The 23,295-nt window shown below is 69.5% G+C and carries 20 protein-coding genes and 2 pseudogenes; 10 read left to right on the top strand and 12 right to left on the bottom strand.

Annotated features, from left to right (window positions below):
• Window position 1: 1 nt before the first annotated feature.
• The 5 genes from CLV71_RS44440 to CLV71_RS44420 all read right to left on the bottom strand — a co-directional run bounded on the left by CLV71_RS44440 (window position 2) and on the right by CLV71_RS44420 (window position 8,349).
• Complete coding sequence (locus CLV71_RS44440; RefSeq protein ID WP_133908998.1) at window positions 2-2,311, bottom strand: non-ribosomal peptide synthetase; 2,310 nt, start codon at window positions 2,309-2,311, stop codon at window positions 2-4.
• The gene (locus CLV71_RS44435) at window positions 2,308-3,033 is read right to left on the bottom strand and encodes a thioesterase II family protein (RefSeq protein ID WP_133908997.1); all 726 of its coding nucleotides are present in this window, start codon (window positions 3,031-3,033) and stop codon (window positions 2,308-2,310) included. Before CLV71_RS44435 ends, CLV71_RS44440 begins: the two co-directional genes overlap by 4 nt.
• Entirely contained in the window at window positions 3,030-6,110 is a 3,081-nt protein-coding gene (locus tag CLV71_RS44430) for an AMP-binding protein (protein WP_166664512.1), read from the bottom strand. Before CLV71_RS44430 ends, CLV71_RS44435 begins: the two co-directional genes overlap by 4 nt.
• 75 nt (window positions 6,111-6,185) lie before the next feature.
• On the bottom strand, window positions 6,186-6,995 hold the full coding sequence (locus CLV71_RS44425) for a hypothetical protein (protein WP_133908995.1): 810 nt from the start codon (window positions 6,993-6,995) through the stop codon (window positions 6,186-6,188).
• 46 nt (window positions 6,996-7,041) lie between these two features.
• Entirely contained in the window at window positions 7,042-8,349 is a 1,308-nt protein-coding gene (locus CLV71_RS44420) for a cytochrome P450 (protein WP_133908994.1), read from the bottom strand.
• 96 nt (window positions 8,350-8,445) lie between these two features.
• Between CLV71_RS44420 and CLV71_RS44415 the strand changes: the two genes are divergently transcribed.
• Window positions 8,446-9,702 (top strand): cytochrome P450 family protein, encoded by a 1,257-nt coding sequence (locus CLV71_RS44415; RefSeq protein WP_133908993.1) that lies wholly within the window; start codon window positions 8,446-8,448, stop codon window positions 9,700-9,702.
• Between the two features lie 71 nt (window positions 9,703-9,773).
• Here the strand turns inward: CLV71_RS44415 and CLV71_RS44410 are convergent, their stop codons facing one another.
• Window positions 9,774-10,910 carry a nucleotide disphospho-sugar-binding domain-containing protein gene (locus tag CLV71_RS44410; protein ID WP_133908992.1) on the bottom strand — a complete coding sequence of 379 codons (1,137 nt, stop codon included), beginning with the start codon at window positions 10,908-10,910 and terminating at the stop codon, window positions 9,774-9,776.
• A 335-nt stretch (window positions 10,911-11,245) separates the two neighbouring features.
• Between CLV71_RS44410 and CLV71_RS44405 the strand changes: the two genes are divergently transcribed.
• From CLV71_RS44405 to CLV71_RS44375, 7 genes are all read left to right on the top strand, one after another.
• Window positions 11,246-12,121: an ACP S-malonyltransferase gene (locus CLV71_RS44405; protein ID WP_133908991.1), complete on the top strand. Its 876-nt coding sequence runs from the start codon at window positions 11,246-11,248 to the stop codon at window positions 12,119-12,121.
• Between the two features lie 106 nt (window positions 12,122-12,227).
• Complete coding sequence (locus tag CLV71_RS44400; RefSeq protein ID WP_133908990.1) at window positions 12,228-12,512, top strand: acyl carrier protein; 285 nt, start codon at window positions 12,228-12,230, stop codon at window positions 12,510-12,512.
• A 16-nt stretch (window positions 12,513-12,528) separates the two neighbouring features.
• Window positions 12,529-13,683, top strand: a complete 1,155-nt coding sequence (locus tag CLV71_RS44395) for a beta-ketoacyl-[acyl-carrier-protein] synthase family protein (protein ID WP_208298039.1) — start codon at window positions 12,529-12,531, stop codon at window positions 13,681-13,683.
• A complete protein-coding gene (locus CLV71_RS44390; RefSeq protein ID WP_208298038.1) occupies window positions 13,676-14,245 on the top strand; it encodes a hypothetical protein in 570 nt (189 codons plus the stop codon). The genes CLV71_RS44395 and CLV71_RS44390 overlap by 8 nt, the downstream gene beginning before the upstream one ends.
• Window positions 14,242-15,606, top strand: coding sequence for a class I adenylate-forming enzyme family protein (locus tag CLV71_RS44385; protein ID WP_133908989.1), 1,365 nt, complete (start codon window positions 14,242-14,244; stop codon window positions 15,604-15,606). The genes CLV71_RS44390 and CLV71_RS44385 overlap by 4 nt, the downstream gene beginning before the upstream one ends.
• Before the next feature lie 28 nt (window positions 15,607-15,634).
• On the top strand, window positions 15,635-16,669 hold the full coding sequence (locus tag CLV71_RS44380; protein WP_133908988.1) for an aldo/keto reductase: 1,035 nt from the start codon (window positions 15,635-15,637) through the stop codon (window positions 16,667-16,669).
• Window positions 16,666-17,316 (top strand): hypothetical protein, encoded by a 651-nt coding sequence (locus CLV71_RS44375; protein WP_133908987.1) that lies wholly within the window; start codon window positions 16,666-16,668, stop codon window positions 17,314-17,316. Before CLV71_RS44380 ends, CLV71_RS44375 begins: the two co-directional genes overlap by 4 nt.
• 20 nt (window positions 17,317-17,336) lie before the next feature.
• Here the strand turns inward: CLV71_RS44375 and CLV71_RS44370 are convergent, their stop codons facing one another.
• The 3 genes and pseudogenes from CLV71_RS44370 to CLV71_RS44355 all read right to left on the bottom strand — a co-directional run bounded on the left by CLV71_RS44370 (window position 17,337) and on the right by CLV71_RS44355 (window position 18,979).
• A complete protein-coding gene (locus CLV71_RS44370) occupies window positions 17,337-17,819 on the bottom strand; it encodes a helix-turn-helix transcriptional regulator (protein WP_208298037.1) in 483 nt (160 codons plus the stop codon).
• Window positions 17,820-18,477: 658 nt separating this feature from the next.
• Window positions 18,478-18,630 (bottom strand): annotated as a pseudogene (locus tag CLV71_RS49925) (transposase); the annotation flags it as partial.
• 88 nt (window positions 18,631-18,718) lie between these two features.
• Window positions 18,719-18,979 carry a hypothetical protein gene (locus tag CLV71_RS44355; RefSeq protein ID WP_208298035.1) on the bottom strand — a complete coding sequence of 87 codons (261 nt, stop codon included), beginning with the start codon at window positions 18,977-18,979 and terminating at the stop codon, window positions 18,719-18,721.
• A gap of 3 nt (window positions 18,980-18,982) precedes the next feature.
• On the opposite strand from CLV71_RS44355, the gene CLV71_RS50865 reads away from it, so the two are divergent.
• Window positions 18,983-19,324: a hypothetical protein gene (locus CLV71_RS50865; protein WP_166664510.1), complete on the top strand. Its 342-nt coding sequence runs from the start codon at window positions 18,983-18,985 to the stop codon at window positions 19,322-19,324.
• Window positions 19,325-19,346: 22 nt separating this feature from the next.
• Here CLV71_RS50865 and CLV71_RS49920 read toward each other — a convergent pair.
• From CLV71_RS49920 to CLV71_RS44330, 3 genes and pseudogenes are all read right to left on the bottom strand, one after another.
• A pseudogene (locus CLV71_RS49920) lies at window positions 19,347-19,557 on the bottom strand (IS30 family transposase); the annotation flags it as partial.
• Window positions 19,558-19,781: 224 nt separating this feature from the next.
• Window positions 19,782-19,931, bottom strand: a complete 150-nt coding sequence (locus CLV71_RS48990; protein ID WP_208298034.1) for a hypothetical protein — start codon at window positions 19,929-19,931, stop codon at window positions 19,782-19,784.
• A 187-nt stretch (window positions 19,932-20,118) separates the two neighbouring features.
• The gene (locus tag CLV71_RS44330) at window positions 20,119-22,365 is read right to left on the bottom strand and encodes an RCC1 domain-containing protein (RefSeq protein WP_133908984.1); all 2,247 of its coding nucleotides are present in this window, start codon (window positions 22,363-22,365) and stop codon (window positions 20,119-20,121) included.
• Between the two features lie 546 nt (window positions 22,366-22,911).
• Between CLV71_RS44330 and CLV71_RS44320 the strand changes: the two genes are divergently transcribed.
• Window positions 22,912-23,286, top strand: a complete 375-nt coding sequence (locus tag CLV71_RS44320; RefSeq protein ID WP_133908983.1) for a group I truncated hemoglobin — start codon at window positions 22,912-22,914, stop codon at window positions 23,284-23,286.
• The last annotated feature ends 9 nt before the right edge of the window (window positions 23,287-23,295 follow it).

The following is a 23,295-nucleotide window of genomic DNA, read 5'->3' as shown; positions in this document are numbered from 1 at the left end:
CTCACGGTCGGTCCGCGGCCAACCTGGTGGCGGTCGCACGCACGGTCGGGTTCTCGTAGATGTCGCGGACCGAGATCTCGCCGAGCCCGGCCTCCCTGAGCTGGGCGGCGATCTTCGCCGCGGACAGCGAGCTCCCCCCGGCGACCAGGAAGAGGTTGTCGTCCGGGGCGACGACGAGGCCGAGCACGTCCGACCAGACCCGGCCCACCTCGTGCTCCAACGCGGTGCCCTCGGCCGCACCAGCCGTCGTGGTGAACGGCCGCACCGGCGGCAGCCTGGCGACGTCCAGCTTTCCGTTGTGGGTCAGCGGAAGCTCGCCAACGACCGTGATGCTGCTCGGCACCATGTACGCGGGGAGCCGCTCGCCGAGCCGCTCGCGCAGCGCCAGGCGATCGGTGACGGCACCGACCACGTACGCGTCCAGGCGCGCCTCGCCGTCGCCGCGCCGGTTCAGCACGACCGCCGCGGCGAGTACGGCCGGGTCGGTGAGCAGCTGTGCCCTGATCTCACCGAGTTCCACCCGGTGGCCACGGATCTTGACCTGTTCGTCGAGCCTGCCGAGGTAGTCGATCTCGCCGTCCGGCAGCATGCGGCCACGGTCACCGCTGCGGTACTGGCGTGCACCGGCACGGGAGGACCGGCGGTCGGCGACGAACCGGCGGGCGGTCAGCTCGGGCCGCCGGTGGTAGCCGGGCGTGACGCCGGCTCCCCTGATCACCAGCTCCCCCGCCACACCGGGCGGAACGCGACGGCCCTGCCCGTCGACCACCTCCACCGACCAGCCCGGGATGGCGGCACCGATCGACAGGCTGCCCGACAACGCACGGCCGCGGGTCACCGGACCCCAGGTGCAGACCACGGTGGTCTCGGTGATGCCGTACATGTTGACCACCCGGCAGCTGTTCTCCGGGTAGCGGTCGAACCACCGCACCAGCATCCCGGTGTCCAGCTGCTCACCGCCGAAGAACAGCATCCGCAGGTCGGCGAGCGGCTCCTCGCCGCCGTCCACGCGCAACAGCGGGGCGAACTCGGAAGGCGTCAGGTTGAGGACCGTGACGTGCTCGGCACGCAGCAACCGGTGCAGTTCGACCGGATCGCGCAGCACGTCGACCGGCACGATCACCAGCCGTCCGCCGGTGGTGAGACACGTCCACATCTCCCACACCGAGTAGTCGAAGGCATAGGAGTGGAACGCGGTCCACACGTCCCCCGGCCCGAAGCCGAACTCGGTGGCCGCGTCGAGCAGGGCGGCGACGTTGTGCTGCTCGACGACGACGCCCTTCGGCTCGCCGGTGGAACCGGAGGTGTAGATCAGGTAGGCGGGGTCGTCCGTGGCACATGTCCACGGCTGGTCCGGCACCGGGTCGGCGGCGTCGAACACCTCCTCGGTGAGCGTGAGCGTCCGGACCCCGTCGTCCAGCCCGTCCACAGTGGCCCGTGTGTCGGGTTCGGCCAGGATGGTGGCAAGGTCGGCGTCCCGAACCAGGTACGCCAGGCGGGCGGCCGGCAGCGCCGGGGCCAGGGGGACATAGGCGGCGCCGGTCTTCATCACGCCCAGCAGGCCCACGACGAGCAGCGGCGAACGGTCCAGGCACACGCCGACACGGTTGCCTCGGGTCACGCCACGCTCGTGCAGCAGCCGGGCCACGGCGCAGGCAGCACGTTCCAGCTCCCGATAGGACAGTCGCCGCCCGCCGCCGACCAGTGCGACGGCGTCCGGCCGTGAGTCGGCCTGCTCCCGGACCAGTTCGGGCACGGTCCGTGCCGGCCGCGCGGCCGCCGGATCGGACGGCCCGAGCGGTGTCGGTCCAGGTGGTGCGCCGGCCAGCAGGTCGATCGAACCGACGGGCCCGGCGCCCGGGGCGGTGAGCTGCCCGAGCACGGCGCGGACGCAGTGGACCAGCCAGTCGGCGGCCGGCCGGTCCACCAGATCACGGCGATACCGGCAGACGACCTGCCCGGGCATCGAGACCAGCAGGATCGGGAACCGCTGCTCGCCGATGACGTGCTGGGCGCCCTGGCACGCGATGACCGGCCTGTCGTCCGGCGGGAGCGGCCGTCGCGGCGACAAGACCGTCGTGGCGACGTGATCGACCGCCGCCGCGGCGTCGTCCACCGGGACGTTCACCGCCTGCCAGCCTGCGTCGTCGCGGATCGCGACGGACACGGTCGCGTCGCCCGTGTAGCGCGACAACACGACCGCCGCGGCGGCCACCAGCAGGTCGAGGTCGGCGGTGAGGTCGCCCAGTGCGGCCGTGCTGACGCCGACACCGTGCTCCCGGCCGGATCCGGCCCATTGCATGTCCGTCATGTAGTGCCGTACCCCGGTAACCCGGCGCCGGACAGCACCTCGGCGATCAGCTCGAGCAGCGGGCCGGGGTCCTCGGCGAGGTACAGGTGGTCCCCCGGCACCTCGCGCACGTCGCAGCCGACCGAGGTCACCCGTGCCCACCCGGCGCAGTCCTCGGCGGACACCAGGTGATCGGTCTCGCCGCGGACCGCGGTGACCGGGACCGGCAGTGGCGCCACCGCACCGGGACGGTAGGACTCCCGCATGTGCACGTCGGCCCGCAGCGCCGGCAGCAGGATCTGCCGCAGCTGCGGGTCCGCGAGCGCTGGATGGCTGAACCCGGCGATCTCCGCGACACGGGCCACGAACTCGTCGTCCCGCAGTCCGCTCGAGTCGTCCTCGAGCGGAGTCAGCGGCTCCGCCGAGCCGCTGACGAACAGCCGGACGAGCCGGTGTCCGCCCCGCGCCACGAGGCGTCGCGCGACGTCGAACGCCAGCGCGGCACCGAAGCTGTGGCCGAACAGGGCGAGGTCGTCGTCGGGCGCCGCCGCGGCCTGGACCTGGTCGAGGACGTCCGCCGCCGCCTCCTCCATCCGCTGGTGGGCCGGCCGCGTGAACTGCTCCTCGCGACCGGGCAGCTGGACGGGGACGATCCGGATGCCGGAGTTCGCAGGCGGAGCCCACGACCGGTAGAACGACGCGCCCGCGCCGGCGAAGGGGCAGCAGAACAGTATGGCGCTCACGTGAGCTTCCCTTCTGGTCCGGTCTCGGAACCGACCGGCGCGAGATCGCTGTCGGTGGCGGGGAGCAGAGCGGCGACCTTCTCGGCGAGGGCACTCGGTGTCGGGTTCTCGAACACCTCGACCAACGGCAGCGGCACGCCGGTGATCGCCTCGACCCGTTCGGCCAGCTGCGCGGCCAGCAGCGAGTAACCGCCGGCCACGAAGAAGTTCGACTCGCTGTCCAGATCGTCACGGCCCAGCAGCAGCCGCCACAGCGAGAGCATGGTCGGGGCCAGGCCGACCGCGCCTTCCGCGAGCGCGGCCCGGCCGGTGTCCTCGATCCGCCTGCTGAAGGCGAGCCGCACCAGGGCCGCGTAGTCGACTCGGTCGTCCACAGTGGTCGGTAGCCCGGGAAGGCCGACGACGTCGCCGAGCACCACGGCATCCGCGACACGTCGCACGGCGGTTTCCGGGACCACGAACGCCACCACCGCACCGTCGGTGTCCGGGTCGCCGACCATGACCACCGCGACGTCCTCGACGCCGCCCACCCGGCTGAGCACGCGCTCCAGCCGATCCAGCTCGATCCGTTCGCCGCCCGCGACGACCGTGCGCCCCGGGCCCGCGACCAGCTCCCATTCCCCGTCGTACCGGAGCAACGCCTCGTGCCCGGTCCGGAAGTACCGGCCGTACCCGGCGTGCTCCGCGAACCGCCGCGTGGCCAGTTCCTGCCGGTTGCGGTAGCCCAGGGCCACTCCCGCCCCGGCCACACACAGTTCGCCGCGCACGCCGGGCGGCACCTCGCGACCGTCCTCGTCGGCGACGAACAACCTGGTGTTGGCCACCGGCCGGCCGGCGAGTGACGAGTGGTCGTCGTCCGGTCCCACCCGGCCCACGATCGAGTACGTGGTCGTCTCGTCGGTGCCGAAGAACGAGAACACCTCGCACCCGGTGGCCGCCAACGCGGCGGCCAGACCGGGACGTGGCGACTCACCGCCGCAGAGCACGCGCCGTCCGGCGAGTCGGTCGGCCACTCCTCCCAGCACTCGCCGCCAGGTCGTCGGCGTGGCCTGGACGATCCGTACCTCGTGGTCGTCGAGCACCTCGGCCAGGACGGCGCCGTCGGTCCGCGCCTCGTCGGGCGCCACGACCGCCCGGTGGCCGTCGACCAGTGGCAGGAACAGCTCCGCCGCCGACATGCCGGTGGCGAACGGGGACAACCAGGCCGTCGTTCCTCCGCCCACCTCGTCGGCGAGGTGGGCGAGCGCGTTGGCCAGGTTGCCGTGGGTGACCCGGGTGCCGACCGGCCTGCCCATCGTCGGCGAGGTGTACAGCAGGAACGCGCACGCGGACCGGTCGACGACGGGGGTGGCGACATCGCCTGTCGTCGTGTCGGTCACCTGGACGACGGGGTACACGGGCAGGTTGGGCACCTCGACCCCGTCGACACCGAGCACCGCCGTGGCACCGGAGTCGGACAACACGTCGACGATGTGGCGGACCGGGTAGTTCAGGTCGACGGGCACGTACGCGCCACCCGCGAGCCACACCCCCAGTGCCGCGGCGGCCAGTTCCGGACCACGCGGCGCGAACACGGCCACCACGTCACCTCCGGCGAGACCGGAAGCCACCAGCGAGTCGCGAGTGGCCGTCGCCGCCTGCCACAACTGGCCGTAGGTGACTGCTCGATCCCCGTCCTTGATCGCGACCGCTCCCGGCGTGGCCGCCACACGCGCCGCCACGCCCGCCAGGACGGTCGACGCCGTGCCGGTGGCCGACCGCTGCGCCCCGTCGATGACGGCGCGGTCTTCGTCCGTGCCGGCCCAGACCCGTTCGACGGGCTGGTCGACGTCCGCGCCGAACGCGCCGAGCACGGCCTCGTACCGCCGCAGCATCGCCGCGATGTCGTCACGGCGGAACGTCTCCGCGCGGTACGAGGCCTCCAGCCGGATACGGCCCGCCGACGGGAGCACGAACAGCACCAGGTCGAACTTGCTGTACGGGTTGTCGACGAGGACCGGACGCACCGGTGCGCCGCCGATGTCCAGCGCGGGGAACCCCATCTCGGACACGTAGTTGAACACGTACCTGAAGAGCGGTTCACGGCGGCCAGGCGCGGTTCTCGGCAGCTCGTCGGCCAGGTCGCTGTCCACGGACAGGTCGCCGTGGGCCATCGCCGCGAAGAACGTGCGGCGGACCTGGGTGACGAGGTCGCGGAAGCTCCGGGCCGGATCGAGCTCGACCCGGGGCGCGAGCAGGTTGACGTGATAACCGACCGCCCGCGCCGAGAGCCGTCCCCTGGTGTTCACCGGCGAACCGACGACCACGTCCACACCCACGCCGTGCGTCGCGAGCAGCAGGTAGTACACGGCGAGCAGCAGCACGGCCTCCGGCACACGCAACTGCTCGCGCATCCGCTCGACGACCTCGGTGGTCTCGGCGGACAGCTCGTAGCGGACCACGGCGGCGAACGGGCCCGGCTCGGCGCGTGGGTCGACGGGCAGCGCCAGCCTGCCCGCGCGGTGGCCGGAAAGGTGCTCCCGCCAGAAGGCGACGCTGCTGTCCGGAGGTTCCGGATCGCGCAACGCCGGCACCGGCTCGCACAGCTCTCCTGCCGGCGGCTCGCCCCCGGCCAGACTCCGGTAGACCGAGACCAGGTCACCGAACAGGATCGACGAGGACGTGGCGTCGAAGACGAGGTGGTGCACCGCCACGCAGACCGTGTCACCGGCCGGGGAGTGGAAGCAGGCCGCTCGGACCAGCGGGCCACCACGCAGCTCGAACGGCTCCGCCACGAAGTTCACGAGGTCGGTGTCGAGCCGATCGGCGCTCGACCGGTGCCAATGGACCACGACGTCGAGGTCGCCGGGCGGCAGGACTTCGCGGCGCAGGACCGCGCCGTCGGCGTGGAACACCGTCCGCAGCGCCTCGTACCTGCGCAGCAGCAGCCGGATGGCGCCCTCGATGGCCGCCGGATCGATCCGTCCGTCAACCCGGAACGCCACCGAGAGGTTGTTGATCCCGATCCCGGGCACCACCCGCTCGAGCAGCCAGAGCGCCTGCTCCTTGCGTGTCGCGGTCGTCTCCGACAGTCCCAACTCGACACCCCCTGCCCGCCTGCCGGGCAGGCACTCGCCAGTCTGATGTGGACACACTTGCCGCGGTAGGACCCACTACCCCAGCACCTCGCTCACCCGCCGGGCGACGTCGGTGTCCCGCAGCAGATCCAGATGGTCGATGTCGAAGCGGAACTCCTCCTGGGCGATCTTGCCGCCGGCGCCCGGCGCGGTCGAGCTGATCGCCGTGGCCACCTTCCAGGCGCGGAGCGGGTCGAGCTGCGACGAGGCGACGATGTAGGCGAGGTAGGAGGCGAAGTGCGAGGTCAGGTCGGCCCGGTGGGCGCCGCCGATGCCCGCCCGGTCGAACCCGGTGGCGCCGACCTCGATGAAGATCGTGAACAGGGCGTAGCTCAGCTCGGCCAGGTCCACGATCTCGTCGGCCAGCTTCTTGCCTGCCTGCTGGGCGGCGATGATCTCCTTCGGGGAGAGCACCACCGAGAACTCGCCGATCACCCGGTGGAACTGCCAGTACACATAGGACGTCGAGGGTGCGTCCGGGTCGAACAGCACCTGCTTCGGCATCTCCTGCCACTGCGCGATGTGTTCCGCGAGCAGCGCGGAGAAGCCGCAGCCCGAGCAGTACCCCATCACCGCGAGGACCTCGCGCCCGCTCGCCCGGACGTCCCCGAGCCATCGGTCGACGTAGTCGTCACCCCGCATGCCGGCTTCGATGCCGAACGAGGTCGGCACACCCACCGACGGCGGGACGCACTCCCAGACCGAGCACTGGACGTCCAGCAGCGAGGCCAGGTCCGCGAAGCTTCCCGCGGGCCGGCCCGCGGCCGGGAAGTCGACCGCCAGCACGACCCTGTCCGTGTCGGTGCCGGAAAGCACGTTCCACGAGCCGGTTCCCATCATCGTCACCGCTTTCACCTCGAGCTACCGGCACGGCACACCCGCCGTGCGTGGATCAGACCTCTGTCCCGGCCCGGCGTCGGGTACCGGTCGCGACCACCATCCGCTGTGGTCCCCGGATGTTGCGCTTCGGCTGCCGGGGCACCGGTCCGACGATGCGCAGGTCGGGGAAGCGGGTGAACAGCCGGCGCAGGGCCACCTCCCCCTCGATCCGGCCGAGCCCGGCGGCGAGGCAGTAGTGGATGCCGGAGGAGAAGGACAGATGGTCACGGTTGTTGCTCCGCGCCGGGTCGAACCGCGCCGGATCGTCGAACACGGCGGGATCCCGGTTCGCGCCACCGATCAGCACCACGACCATCGCTCCCCTGGGCAGGTCGACGCCTGCCAGCCGCACCGGCTCGAGCGCCTCCCGCGCGGTGTACTGCACCGGTGAGTCGAACCGGAGCACCTCCTCCAGCACCGGCCCGGCGAGCTCCGGCGCGGCGAGCAGGTCGTGCCTGACATCGTCGTTGCCCATCAGGGCGAGCACCCCGTTGCCGATCACGTTGACCGTGGTCTCAAATCCCGCGGCGAGCAACAGACCACACAACGCCAGCAGGTCCCGCCGGGCCAGCGGCGCACCGTCCACAGTGGCGGAGACGAGGCTGCTGATGACGTCGTCACCCGGCGTCGCCCGACGCCGTTCCACGACGTCCTCGAAGAACGCGGTCATCTGGACCAGCGTGGCCCGCACCCGCCTGCGCTCGTCGTTGGACCGCAGCCCGCCGATCGTGCCGGCCAGCGTGCCACCCCACCTGGCGAACTCCTCGATGCCCGTGTCGGGTACCTCGAACAGGTCGCAGATCACCCGGATCACCACGCGCACCGCGAAGTCGGCGACGATGTCGAACTGCTCGCGATCGCCGATCTCGTCGAGGGTGTGCTCGACGATCCGCTCGATCCGGTCGACCCGGGTGCTCAGCGCCCGCGGGGTGAACCAGGGCGCGGCCAGCTTGCGCAACCTGGTGTGCTGCGGCGGGTTCATCATCAGAAGCGAGTGCTCCACCGGATGCACGAGGGTTTCCGCGTCACCGGGACGCAGGTTCCAGTCGATGCCGGAGCTCTCGGCGTCCGGCACGACCCCGAACCGCTGGTCCCGCAACACGGAACTGGACACGGCGTAGGACGCCGTCAGGTAGATGCCGAGGCGGCTGCGGCACAGCTCGCCGCGCGCCCGGATCCGCTCGTACAGCGGATAGGGGTCGACCGGCGGGCGGTTGCCGAGCACTTGTGCCGCGGGGTCACCGGCAGCGGAGAATGCCGCGAGCACTGCCCTGGAAATATTCATCGACACGAAAGCACGCATCGGACCTAAGTCGTACATTCTGCTCCCAGGTTGACGACTGACCCAATAGTGCCCCACGTTTCCGTTCGACGCAACCAGTCCAACTCGCGGACATGTTCTGCTACGTTCGCAATCATGACCGCCATCTCGCTGGACTTGTGGAGTCCGGAAATGATAAACAATCCACACCCCCAATACGCGCGGCTGCGCAGAGACGCCACGGTCCACCGGGTACGTCCACCCGGCGGACCGGAGGATGTATTCCTCGTCACTGGCCATGCGCAGGTCAAGGCCGCTCTCGGTGACGCGCGGCTGTCCAAGGCCCCACGCAACTTCCCACAATGGGCGCACGCCGCCGGAATCGTCAACGAAAACGGCGAGGCAGGCACCGGCGCAAACATGCTCACCAGTGATCCGCCCGACCACACGAGGCTGCGGTCAATCGTCAGCAAGGAATTCACCCGACGTCGGATCGACGCGCTCAAGCCACGAATCCAGGCGCTTACGGACAGCTTGCTCGACGACATGGCGGCCGCCGAGGAAAGCGGTCCCGTCGATATGATCGAAATCTTCGCCTATCCCCTCCCGCTGACCGTCATCTGCGAGCTGATCGGCGTGCCGAGCAGCGACCGCGGCGACTTCCGGCGCTGGATCACCGCACTCATGACGCCGGCGATCTCGGCCGCTACCAGGGACGACGCGGAGTCGGGCGGGCTGGCAATCCGCGCGTACCTCGCCGAGCAGATCGCCGCCGTCAGGTCCGCGGGTCCTTCCGGCAAAGAACAGCGGGGCCTTTTGTCCCAGCTCGTTCCCGCAGCCGGGGACGAGGGGCAACTCACCGAGACAGAACTCATCGGAACCATGATTCAGCTCCTCGTCGCCGGGCACGAGACGACGACGAACCTGATCGCCAACGGAACGCTCGCCCTGTTGACCAATCCCGACCAGCTGGCCGCGCTCAGGAAATCGCCCGAGCTCCTCCCGTCCGCGATCGAGGAAATGCTCCGGTTCACCAGTCCGGTCGACCGGAGTACGCCACGGGCGGCGACCGAGGAGATCGTCCTCGACGGAGTCGTCATACCGGCGGGATCGGTCGTGATGGCGGTGATCGGCTCGGCCAACCGGGACGAGGTACAGTTCGCCGACGGTGACGAGTTCGACATCTCACGTTCGGGCAACTCGCACCTCTCCTTTGGCCACGGAATACATTTCTGCGTCGGCGCCGGTCTCGCTCGAGTGGAGGGCGAGATCGCGATCCGCTCTCTGTTCGACCGGTTCCCCGATCTCACACTCGGTTGCCCGGAGAACGAACTGCGGTGGCGCCCAGGATTGGTTCTACGGGGGCTAACCGCACTGCCGGTTCACACCGGCACGACAACCGACAGGTCGTGACCGATGGATGGCAGGACGCCTGACCGACGGACGGGCGTCCTGCCATCCACCATCGACGACGACCGAGAGGACTACTCTCGTCGCGCGAGCCGTTCGAACTCCGGGACGAGTGTCGCCGGGGCCGGCATCGCGTCGATCTCCGCACGGACCTCCGCCGCGTTCGCACGCAGCTTGTCGTCGTCGATCAGCCTTCGGAGCAGCGCGGTGTCGATGTCCTCGGGCTCCCCGGTCAGACCCAGCCCTCTGGCGGCCACCGTCCTGGCGTTGATGAAACAGTCGGAGCCGTTGGGCAGCACCAGTTGCGGCACACCCGAATGCAGTGCCGTGAAGGTCGTGCTCGACCCGCCGTGATGCACCAGCCCGCCGGCGCCTGCGAGCAGCACGTGCAACGGCATCCAGCCCACGCTCCGGACGTTGGCGGGCAACTCGCCCAGCTCGGTCAGGTCGGTGGACCCCATCGCCATGACGAAGTCGGCATCCACGTCCCGCGCGGCCTCGACGGTCCGCTTGACCCGGTCCAGGCCACTCATCGCGGCGATGCTGGTGCCGAAGGAGATCACGACCCGCGGCCGCTCGGGACGACGCGACGACCACTCCGGCAGTTCGGCTCCGCCGTTGTAGGGCACCGAGCGGACCGCCAGACCCGGTCGCGGCTCGCTCAGCATGCTGTCGGGTACATTGTGGACGATCAACGGCTCGGGCGGCGGCTCGGTAGCTCCGTTGCGGACGAAGGTGTCCCGCATCTGTTCGAGCATGACGGCGATCAGCGGCGGTGTGAAGCTGAAGCCGAAGTCGAACTGCACCGCCGGCACGCCGAGCGCGGCGGCCACCACCTGGCCGACCGGCGAGAAGTACTCGTACACCACCAGATCGGGCCGCCAGTCCCGTGCCAGAGCCACCATGCGGTCGGCGACGGTGTCATTGACGAACGCGTAGAGCGTCATCAGCGCCTCGCGGTCGCCGCCCATGCTGGCCTGCACCCGCTCGAGGAGGTCTGGCCGCTTCGTGCCACCGCGCACGAACGCCTCCTCGAACATGTTCAGTCCCGGCGCGATGTTCGAGACGTGGAGGCCGGCGTCGGCGACGATCTCGGCTCCGTCGTAGGAGGCCACCAGCACCTCGTGCCCCTGCGCCCGCAGCGCCCAGGCCAGCGGCACAAGGTGGAACAGGTGGCCTGCCGCGGGCAGCGACGCGAACAACACACGCATAACAGGATTTCCTTCCTCGCCGAATCGTCGCACGCCACATAGGCGGGAACGGCCGTCAGGCCGCCGCGAACATGCGCACAAGACACCGGGAATTCGCCGGACTGTTTTTCTGTGAATACCGGCCTGCGACAGAAGACAGACGCCCATGGTCAGCCGAGTCGGAGGTTACCCACGGCGTCGACGAGGTGTCAAGCAAGGCGGAGGCCCGCCAAACCCGGGTTTCTCGGCCGGCCTCGACTAAGTACCCTCCGGCGTTGTTCACTCGTGTGGTGATTGCATTCCTGGCACCAGGTGCCCCCCTCATCTCCCCCGGTCTCGCATCGCACGAGTCCGGCATGCTCGAACCGTGGCTCGGGATTGACGGCGTCCGTGACCGAATCGAAGAGTTCGGTGACGCGAGCGGCCTCGATCTGGTGCGACTCGGCACCACGGCGGATGACGACGAAATCGCGCACACCGCGCACATCGCCCCGCTGGTCGTCTCGCTCACGGTGATGGCCTACGACCTGCTGCGACAGCGGACCGAGGTGCCGGACACCATCCCGGTGGCGGGCAACTCCATCGGCGAGCTGGCTGCCGCCGCCATCGCCGGCATCGTCACACCGGCCGACGCGGTGCATCTCGCGGCCATCCGCGGCGCCGAGCTGGCCACGGTGTGCGCGAGCGAGGCCACGGGGCTGTCGGTGGTCTTCGGCGGGGACCCCGACGAGGTCCGCGCCCGGCTGGCCGAGCTCGACCTCGATCAGGCCAACCGGAGCAGTCCAGGCCACATCGTCGCAGGTGGGCCGGTGTCCGCACTGGCAGAGCTCGCCGAGCGGCCGCCCGCGGACAGCCGGGTCGTGCGGCTCGACGTCGCCGGGGCGTTCCACACCCGCTACATGGAGCCGGCCAGGGAGAAGTTCGCCGTGCAGGCCAGGCAGTTCCGCGTCAGCGACCCGATCCGGCCGATCGTGTCGAACGCCGACGCCACCGTCGTCACCACCGGCGATGGCTTCATGGAGCGGCTGATCACGCAGGTCAGCGGCCCGGTCCGGTGGGAGGCGTGCCTCGGCACCCTCGGGCGTCTCGGAGCGCGTGCGGCGATCGAGCTGCCGCCGGCCGGCGCGCTGGCCGGACTGCTCAAACGGGACATGCAGGGCACCCCCGTCCTGGCCGTGAAAACACCGGCCGAGCTGGAGAAAGTTCCGGGCTTTCTGGTCGAACACGGCTGACGAACGGCGTGTACCCGATTTACGTGACAGGTTCGGCGTCATTGCCCGTTGGTAGTGTCGGTCACCAGCCGGGAATCTGTCGCCCACACCGGGAGAAGGCACGAGAATGAGCACATCGGATACTGTGAGAAGTATTCTTGTGTCAAAGGTGTACGTGGAGGTGCCGATTAACGAAATGGACGACGACGCGGGCCTCCGCGATGATTTCGGCGTCGATTCGCTCGGTTTCGTCGAACTTCGCGCACAACTCGAGGACACCTTCGGCATCGAGATCGAGGATGACGACTTCAACGCCGACAACTTCTCGACCATCGCCAACATCGTCGGCTACGTCGACCGTGTGAAGAACGGCGATGCGGTAGGTGCCCCGTCGACCGCGCAGAACACCTGACCCGCGCCGGAAACCCATGGCAGAGGACAGAGGTCGTCGGCTCGACAGCACGCCGTGTGTCACCGGGATGGCCTTCTCGACCCCGCTCGGCGACGACATCGAAGCCGTGTGGCAGCGACTGCTCGACGGACAGCACGGCTTTCGGAAGCTTGCCGAGCGGGCCAGGCTGCGCAGCGAGCTCGTGGCCATGGTGCCCGACGTGGACCCGGACCTGCCCCCGGCCGAACGACAGCTCGTCCTGAGTGCCAGGTCGTTGCGTGCGGCACTCGCCGATGCCGGGGTCGCGCCGGACGATCCCGGCGTCCGTCTGGTGCTGGGTACGAGCTACGGCGACCACCTCGACACAGGCGCGGACTCGCTCTACCGGTGGGCGGCGGCCAGTGCCGAGCGGATCGGTCATCCACACGAGCCGCTCAGCGTGACCACGGCGTGTTCCGCCGCGTCCGACAGCATCGCGGTCGGCGCCGAGATGATCCGGAGTGGACAGTGCGAGATCTGTGTCTGCGGCGGTGCCGACATCGTGACGCTCGCGAAACGGCTCGGGCATTCCGCGCTCGGCACCATGACCGCCGACACGCTTCGGGCGTTCGACGCGAATCGTTCCGGCATGTTGCTCGGTGAAGGGGCCGCCTTCCTCGTGCTGGAGTCACTCGCGTCGGCCCGCGGGCGCGCCGCGCCGATCCACGCGGTGCTGCGGGGGTGGGGATCGTCGAACGACGCCCACGGCATGACGGCACCCGATCCCGCGGGCCACAGTGTCACGGCGGCCATCCGGCGAAGTCTGTCCGGCAGTGGGCTGACGCGCTCGGACGTCGCCGTCGTCAGTGCCCACGGCACCGGCACCCCCGTGAACGACGCGGTCGAGGCGGCGAGCCTGACCGCCGTGTTCGCCGACCAGGCCGGGCCCGTCGTCTACGCCACCAAGGGCGCGCTGGGCCACAGCCTGGGTGCGTGCGGCGCCATCGAGGCCGTCACCCTGATCGTGGCGTTGCGGGACCACACCGTCCCGCCCGTGTGCAACCTGGTCACCCCGATGCCGGGCTCGCGGCTGCGGCTGCCGGACGGACGACCACTCGGCTTCGACGGGTCGGTCGGGATCAGCCTCACACTGGGCTTCGGCGGCTTCAACACGGCACTGCTGTTCAGCGGACCCGAGTACGCCCATGACTGACCTCACCATGACCGGCTTCGCCGAACTGACTGCCACCGAGCCCGACACGTACAGCCGCAACAGGTCGTCCCTGTACGCCGACCCGGTGGCCTGGCTGGTCGACGCGGCCGTGCGGCGGGCCCTGGACAGCTGCGGCGAGAGTCTTGGGCACGACGGTGCGGCCGACGACGTCGGTATCCTGGCGTTGAGCGAGACCTGCACCGCACGGACGATCCGGTCGATCGCCGGCATGACGGCTCGCGGCCGGGTGTCGCCACTCCGGTTCGCCGGCGCGAATCCCGGTTCGCTGGCCGGTCTGTCCTGCCTCACCGGGAGGTTCCGGGGGCCGAGCGTCACGCTCGCGATGAGCGTCCCCGCCGGTGTCGGTCCGGCCGTGCTGGTCGCGGCAGGCTGGCTGCGGGCAGGCCAGGCCACCCACGTCGTGCTGGCGGTCCATGACCGGCGAACCGACGGGGACGGGCAGGTCCACCACGCGCGGTGCGCGGTCACCAGGCTCGGGCGGGACGGCGAGCCGGACATGGCCGGTGACCTGACCCGCGTCCTGCTCGGTACGACGCGATGACCGAACGGGCGGCTCCACGGTACGAGGACGTCGCCGCGCTGCTGGCCCGTACCACGGATCTCAACTCCGACGGGGCGGACCTCGACGCCGTGCTGGCGGATCTGGCGGCGCTCGGTCTGCCGGTCGGATCGGCGGTGATCATCGCGCTGTCCAACGGCCTGCCGCTGCTGACCCAGTATTTCGGGGCGTTGCTCAGCGGGCTGGTGCCGCTCGCCGTCTCGCCCGCGACGCCGTCCGTCCGACTCGCTCAGCTGGCGGAGCAGGTGGGCGCGGCGGCGCTGATCCGCGCCAGGGTCGACCGGACGAACCGGGCCGCGGTGGTCGGCGGTCAACCCGTGGCCAGGTTCGCCGCGGCGGCGACCAGGCGGTACCGCCCCGGTGACGTGCTCATGCTCACCTCGGGGACTTCCGGCATGTTCAGCGCATGTCTGCACGAGGTCATCTCACTGCGACGCAACGCACGCAGGCATGCCACCGCCGTCGGACTGCGTGCCGGCGACGTGGTGCTGGTCAACCTGCCCCTGTTCTACTCGTTCGCCATCGTCGCGCAGGCCTTCGCCGCCCTGGTCACCGGAGCACGGCTCGTGCTGGCCGCGCCACCGTTCACACCCGCCGCCTACCGCGCCGTGATCGCCGAGCACGCGATCACGGCCTCGTCGGTGACGCCGACGATCGTGCGGCAGCTGCTGGCCAGGGGGGATCGGCTCCCGCCAGGGCTGCGCATGCTGACGGTCGGTGGCGACCGGCTCGCGGCCGCACAGGTGTCGAGCCTGCTCACGCTGGTGCCGGGCTCGGAGCTGTATGTCACCTACGGCCTGACCGAGGCCGGGCCGAGGGTCAGCACGCTCTCGGCGCACGAAGAACCCGTACGGCGCCATTCCTCCGTCGGCCTGCCGCTCGCGGGGGTCGCCACGAGCCTGAACGCCCCGGACGTCGACGGGGTCGGCGAGCTGCTGGTGCACACCGACACCGCGTTGCTCCGGAGCGTCGGCGAGTCCCGGCGGCAGTCGTTGGTGGCGCCCGGAATCGTCGCCACCGGCGACCTGTTCGAGGTGGACGGTGACGGGTACCACTACTTCCGGGGCAGGCTCTCGAACTTCGCCGTGATCCGGGGCGAGAAGGTGTCGTTCGACTCGGTGCGACAGGCCGCCCACTCCATCCCGGGAGTGACCCACAGCGCCCCGAGGGTACTCGTCGACGGCGACGGCGAGACGTACTTCGATCTGACGGTCCACGTCACGGACACCGACCGGGTCACCCCGGAACTGATCCGCGGCAGGCTCAGGAGCCTGTTGATGCGCGGTGAACATCCACGCTCCATCGTCGTGGTCCCCGCGGACGGCAACGGGTTCCTCAAGTAGCGAGCCGACTCCACGAAGGGTGTGACGGGTGCGGTACAGGTACCTCGGACGGACCGGGATGCGGGTGAGCCCGCTGTGCCTCGGCACGTTGATGCTGGGCTCATGGGGCCACAACGACACCGACAGCTCGATCCGGATCATCGACGAGGCGCTGGACGCCGGGATCAACTTCATCGACACCGCCGACGTCTACTCCGCGGGCCGCACGGAGGAGATCATCGGCAAGGCACTCGCGCGGCGACACGGCCGCGAGCACATCGTGCTGTGTACCAAGGTCCACGCGCCGATGGGACCCGATCCGAACTTCCGGGGCAACTCCCGCCGGTGGATCATCCAAGCGGCCGAGAACAGCCTGCGGCGGCTGGGCACCGACTGGATCGACCTGTACCAGGTGCACCGCCCGGATCCGATGACCGACATCGACGAGACACTCGGCGCGCTCACCGACCTGGTCCGGACCGGCAAGGTCCGCTATCTGGGCAGCTCCACCTTCCCGGCCGACCAGATCGTCGAGGCGCAGTGGAGCGCCGAAAGACGTTCGACCGAACGGTTCGTGTGCGAGCAGCCGCCGTACTCCCTGCTGGCAAGGGGAGTCGAGGCCGACGTCCTGCCGGCCTGCCGCCGCCACGACATGGGTGTGGTCACCTGGAGTCCGCTGGCGGGCGGCTGGCTGACCGGCAGGTACCGCTCCGGAAAGGCCGTGCCAGACACGAAGCGGTCCGCACGGTGGCCGCGGCGGTACGACATGTCGTTGCGTGCCAACCAGGAGAAGCTGGCCGTGACGGACGACCTGGCAGAGCTCGCCGAGCAGAGCGGACTGTCCATGACGGAGCTCGCCCTGGCGTTCGTGCTCGAACACCCGGTGGTGACGTCGGCGATCATCGGGCCGAGAACCCCCGAGCAGTTGTCCGGCCTGCTGTCGGCCCCGCAGGTCAGCCTCGGTCCCGATGTCCTCGACCGGATCGACGAGATCGTCGCGCCGGGCACCACGTTCAACGCCGAGGACGCGGGATGGCAGGCACCGGAGCTCGGTGATCCCGCCGCACGAAGGCGGCACGGGTGACGGCGGCGGAGATCATCGCACCGGCTGTCCTCGACGGGTGGCATGAGCTGGGCGGCGAGAAGTTCGAGGCCACGATCAGCTGGCCCCACGACCGGCCGGCAGGCCACATGCTCTCGGCGAACGCGGTACGACTGGGCGGGATCCTCGCCGCGCACCTCGGTTACCACGTGCCCACCGACCACCACGTCATTCTCGAACGACTGTCCTGGCAGGACTCCGCCGCGGCGGACACGCCTGCCGATGCCGTGCGCGTGGAAGTGTTGTGCCACAACGCCGTGCTTCGTCGAGGCCAGCTGACCGCGCTGGCGTACACGGTCAGCGCCTGCTCTTCCGGGACTCCGCGCTGCCGAGGTGAGGCCGAGCTGCGTTTCATGTCGCCGGGGGTGTACCGGTTCGTGCGCGGTACGGCGGCCCGGAACGACCACGTTCCCGGGTTGGTGCTCCTGGAGTCGGCACTGCGAGAGGCGGGCATGACGGCCCCGGGGGGGCCGATCGAGGTCGACGCGTGTTTCCTCCGGTACGCCGTGCGGGGGAAACCCTGGCAGGTGGCGGCGAGCACCGAACACGGCGAGCGCGGTCCGGTGACAGTGACCGTGCACCAGCACGACCAGGACGTGTTGCGGGCTGTCGTGCGGCGAATACCGTGACGCCGCCGGCGCGACGGGAGTCAGCAGTTCCCGGATCCCGTGGCGTCCGCCGACAACGTTCCCAGGATAGCCGCCCGAGTCAGTTCGGCCTTGTTGCCGATGGACAGCTTCGACCGGATCCGTTTGACGTAGGTGTCCACTGTGTGCGTGCTGATCGCCAGCCGGTTCGCGATCTGGCCGTGGGTGAGCCCTCGGGCGATCTGGCCGAGTACCTGCAGTTCGCGGGGCGACAACGTGTCCACGTCCCGGAAGTCCGGCTCCGGCTCGAGATCCGGCGCGGCACCTGTCCAGAACTCGCCGCCGTCCGCCAGTGCCCTGACCGCCGTGATGACCGCGGCACCACTGGCGGAGCGGTTGACGGCACCACGAGCACCGAGTGTGGCGTACTCGGTGCTCATGTCCTCGTCGACGTGATCGACGAGCAGCAGTACGGGGGCGAGCCGGGTGGCCGTGGCGAGGAACTCGGCGAACTCGGCCTCGCACACCAGACCGGGGTCGATCATGAAGACGTCCGCACGCCAGGACAGCGTGTCCTTCAGCGTTGGCTTGGCAGACAGTACATTCAGTCCCCCTTCGGTCAGAATTGTCATGAGGCCCGCGGCGTACACAGGAGATTTGTCCCGGATGTCCACCTTTATCACTACCGACACCTCCCAATGACATGGGCCGTCCTACGTGGGCGTTTCTTCACGAACCCTTGCCGCGGACGAAAGAACTGGTTTCCGTAGGTGCGACAACGTACTCCGGTGTACATCGCATCGAACTGCCTGACAGACGACCGCTACCACCGTCGGCGACCTCCCGTGAACGACCGGTTTGATCACAACGCCGGCTCGCAAACCATGACATGAAAGCAAAGTACGGACCCTGAGCTGACCGCAAGTTGCCACCTCGCTCACCCCGCAGACCGCTCGGCACCCGGCGGGCCCGCCCTGCCTCGCCGACGAAGGCTCACTGCCCCCTATGGACGAAACGGACTAATTGCGCAAGTCGCTCGCCGTCGCGAAAACATTCGTTGCGGAGAAAGGCGTGGCGGTACACGAATCTCCCCGTTGTCACCGAGGGCTGCCCTCGACGCACTTCTGTTCCGCCTGCACACCGATACCGCCTGCCGCCACGGCGGCGCGCTCGGCATCCACCTCGAGGACCTCGACGCCGACCGTCCCAGGACTCCGGCAGGAACACCCGCCAGTCGATCGCCGCGGAGGCCCAGTCGGTGACCGCGTGTACGCTCACCCCGATCCGACAGTTCCCGGTCTTGCCCAGCGCACCGCAGTACATCCGCGCCACACCGGGAGAATCCTTACCATCCTTCAGCGCTCGCCGCCTGCGAGACGGGAGTCGCCGACTTTCGCTGGCTCTGCCCGACACGGTTGATCAGACCGCGCTGCACGTTTTCATCCTATGGATCTACCTCACAGCCATCCTCCGAGGCGCCTCCGGCTTGGGCGAACGCATAGCAAACGATCGACGCGGCCTCTGGGCGCACAACGGCGTACTCGAGCGTGTCACGGTAGCTGAACAGCGGTGATCCCTTGTAGCCGCGCCGTTTCCGGGCGTCGAGCGCGTTCTGGTTGAGCGGTTTTCCGTAGACGGGACCGTTCATCTGCATCTCGGCGTCCTGCTGGCCAACCACGGCACCTACGGCTACCGACGCATCCACGCCGTGCTCGCCCGCTCAGGCGAGCCGGTGTCTGACGAACTGGTCCGTCCGTTGAGGCGTGACCTGGGCCTGGCCGCCTGCCAGCCACGCACGTGGCGACCCATCACCACCGACCCGGACACGACCCACCGCATCCCAGATCTCCTGGGTCGGACTTCACCGCCGGCGCGCCCGGCACGAAACTGGTCGCGACATCACCTACCTCGCCACCGTCATCGACTGATACTCGAAATCGGTTGTCGGCTGATCCATGGCCGACCACTGCAAGACATCACTCACCACCGCTGCTCTCGACTCCGCAGCCGGCACCATCACCATTCGACCGGGATGCGTCTTCCATTCTGACCTCGCGGCTCGACCACCGGATTCAACCAGTGGTCGCAAGACCAGCTTATTGTTGTGAGAGTGCAGTTCGTCTGGTGCTTCGGCCGGGGTCTTCCAGCTGAGTGTCTTGCGTGGCCTGCTGTTCAGTGCTGCGGAGCCCGCTTCGATCTCCGGAGCGTCCCATCGAGACAGTCGGTACCTTGGGAAAGTATTGGCGTAGCAACGCCGTTCGTGTTCTCGTTGGTGCCGCGTTGCCCCTGCTGCTCGAGCTGGGCCGCGGACCGGTCGGCCCGTCGTCGCGCTGGTGATCTGGGGCGCGGGTCAACATGACACTCGCCGCCGCACCCGAGACGTTCGGAGCGGCCATGTCGTTGAACACCATGGCGTACAACACCTCCATTGCCCTCGGGGCGCATCGGCGGTTTGTTCGCCGACAACGCGGGTGTCGGCTGGTTCGGGGTCGTGCTGCCCGCGGGCGTCACTGCTCCTCGCGGTCCGGACGCGCATCCGGACAGGTGGCCGAGCTGCCCGCGGCGTGGGCGTAGAACGCGGTGAGGTCGGCGGTGATCCGGCCGACCACGCGCTCGTCCACGACCCCGAAGTCCTTGCCGATCTGCTCAACCGTCACGCCGGGCTCACGGTCACGGGCAACCCGCACGACATCGTCGCGGAACTCCTGGGGTTAGGGCTTGGGCACACCGACATCCTCCCAGTTCACCACTGGGCAAGCCAACTCAGATGTCACCTAACGGTGCAGCAGACCCCTTGTGCTCGCCGCGGCCGTGGTGACGTTCGTCATCGCTGCCGCCCTGTGATCACGGCGCCAGCGCCTGGCCGCCGTCGCCGAGGACGGTGACACCGGTCAGGTACGGGTTCTGCATCGGGCGCAGCACGGGCGCACTGCTCGGCGGGATGCCCACGTCCCCGCTCTGGTTCCAGCCCCACAGCCAGACGTGTCCCGTGGAGTCCAGCACCTGCGCGCCGCTGTAGTGGCTGACCACGTCGACCGCGCCGGTGATGCCGTCCACCCGGCCCGGCACGTTCCGGACGCAGTCCACGCAGTTGCTGCCGTCGCCGAGGCCCGCCCAGTCGCCCGAGCCCCACGACCACACCGTGCCGTCGCTCTGTACCGCGTAGCCGTTCTCGCCGTCGGCGTCGGCGGCGACCACGTCGTTCAGCCCGGAGACCCGCACCGGGACCCGGGAGATACCGCCCGTCGTGCCGTTGCCCAGAGTGCCTTTCGCGTTGGAGCCCCACACCCAGAGGCTGCCGTCCGCGGTGATGGCGACCGCGTTGTTCCCCATCGCGGAGATGTCGACGACATTGGCGAGCCCGCTGACCCGGACCGGCACGTTCGACTCCGCGGCGGTCGACCCGGTGCCGAGCTGGCCGTCCTTGTTCCAGCCCCACGCCCAGACCGTGCCGTCGTTCCGCAGCGCGTAACCGGAGGCCGTACCGCCCGCGATCGCCGTGACACCGGTGAGCCCGGAGACCCGCTGTGGTCGCCCGGAGTTGGACCACACGCCGCCGGTGCCCAGCGTGCCGTACGCGTCGGTGCCCCAGGACCACACGGTCCCGTCGGCCTTCAACGCGAACTGGGTGGGGGAGAAGCCCGCGCCGTCCGTGTCGGCGACCGCGATGGCGCCGGTGAACCCGGGCACTCGCACCGGGAACGGCACGTACGCGGTGAGGCCCCAGTCGTCACCCATGTTGTGGGCGCCGTTGAAGCCCCAGGACCAGAGTGAGCCGTCGTCGAGCGCCGCCGTGCGGGACGCGACCGACACCACGCCGGACAACCCGTACAGCGGCGTCGGCATGGAGTTGTACGTCCGCGTCCCGACGCCGAGGTACCCACCGTTGCTGCCCCAGACGTACGCGCAGTCGTGTGTGCACGGCGCGTTCGGCATCGAGAAGTAGCCGGCCAGGTCCATGGCCACGTGCGTGTCGCCCGCGTTGTTGTACGCGTAGAAGCGTGCCGCGCCGACGTCGTCGTTGATCTCGACCACCGCGAGGTTCGCCGCCGTCTGGCCGCGCACCAGGTTCAGGTTGGACGTGAAGGGCCCGTGGAGGTTGGTGTACTGCCAGGCGGTGACGTACGTATCGGCCGTCGGGTCGATCCCGGTGATGTTGACGACGGCGCCGATGGCCTCCGCCGGCACCGCCGCGCCCGGCGAGACGCTCCGGTGCCACCCCTGGCTGATGGGCGTCGCGCTCGAGGCCCCGGTGCCGTCCCGGGTGTCGAAGATCCGCTTCGGCGACAGCGGGGTGAACAAGGCGCCGAAGTCCGGTGTGTAGAAGCCCTGGATGTCGACCACGAGGTCGAGCTGCCCGGCGTTGTTGTAGATGCTGACGAGCCGGCCGGCACCCACCGCGACGGTCGTGAGGTTGGGGTTGGTGGCCCCGACCGGCACGTTCACCGTCGAGGCGTTCGGCCGGGTCGTGCCGGCGGGCCACGCGGTGACGAACGTGTCCCCGGTGGAGTTGGCGGCGGTCACGTTGAGCACGACCGCGGTCGCCGACGGCGGGATGGCCCACGAGAGGTCCACCGTCGTGGTGCTCCCCGGTCCGACGTGCTCGCTCAGCGCGCGGCTCGGCTGCACCGGCAGGAACCGCGACCCGGCGCCGGTCGAGTAGTACCCCGCCAGGTCGGCGATGGCGTGGGTGCGGCCGGCGTTGTTGTAGAGGTCGAGCACGCGGGCCGCGCCGACGACCACGGTCACGAGGTTGGCCCGGGTCTCGCCGACGCGGAGGTTCAGGTTCGACACCGCGGGCCGCGCCTGCCCGTGCGGCGAGACCGTGAGGAACGTGTTCGCGGTCGGCTCGGTCCCGGTCAGGTTGAACACGACCGCGGTCGCCGAGGCCGGCACCCGCCCGGACAGGTCGACGGAGGTCGAGCTCGCGGGCCCGATCGGCTGACCACCGGTACGGGTGTCGAGCACCCGGGTCGGTGACAGCGCGGTATAGGTCGAGCCGGCGGCCGGTGCCTCGGCCACCGCGGCCGGACTTGCGGGAACAGCGACGACCACGGCAGCCGTCAACAACGCAGCGGTAAGCAACCGCATGTGGACACCCCCAGATGTCACGAGTCCCCCGACCCGTTCCGGAGATTAACAGGCCCTGTTGGGATGTCACACCACTCGTCAGGCGAACCGGCTGGCCTTGCCGAATGTCCGTTATGCCGTGACCGGGGGCCTGCGTGCGGTCGCGAAGCGGTTGAAGACGCAGCAGGACCTCGCGGTGGAGCTGTGGGCGACCGGCGACAGCGCGGCGCGGCTGCTGGCGCTGCTGGTGTGTGAAGAACGCGCCGGCCCGCCTCCAGCGGGCGATGAACCGAACTCACCGCCTGGCAACACGCCACCAACACCAACCAGCGTGGAGTCAACTGTCGTACGTACTCGCGTGCGCCTACCGATGTCAACACCCCGTGACCCATACCGTGCCGGCGGCGCTGCCGTCCGACGCCCGCACGGACCCGAGTGCGGAGGGTTCACGACAGCGATCTACCGCAACAAGGCGTTCCGCTGCTCGGCTATACTTCCCGTGATACGGTCATATGCACTGCATATCTTCATATCATTATATCTCTTGCTTCGAACACGAGGGATTACATGGGCATTTACGCGGATATCGGCGGCCAGGACGCACTGATCGTGGTCGTCGATGACTTCTACGACCGGGTGCTGGCCGATCCCGAACTGGCCCAGTTCTTCACCGGCGTCAACATCGCCCGACTGAAGGGCATGCAGGTCGAGTTCTTCGCGAAGGTACTCGGCGGACCGGACGAGTACCGAGGCCGGTCGATGAAGGACGTGCACCGCGGCCTCGGCATCGCCAGGCACCATTTCGACCGGGTGGCCACCCATCTGCACGAGGCACTGACCGCGGCAGGCGTGCCCGGCGAGACAGTGAAGACGATCATTGACACAGTCGCACCACTGGCCGACGACATCGTCTCGACCACGACAGGCAACACCGCGGAGTAAGCGGATACT

The sequence above is a fragment of the Actinophytocola oryzae genome (assembly GCF_004364325.1).
Lineage (GTDB): Bacteria > Actinomycetota > Actinomycetes > Mycobacteriales > Pseudonocardiaceae > Actinophytocola > Actinophytocola oryzae.
Note: the sequence above shows the minus strand (reverse complement) of the source record. Positions and strands in the feature narration are given on the sequence as shown.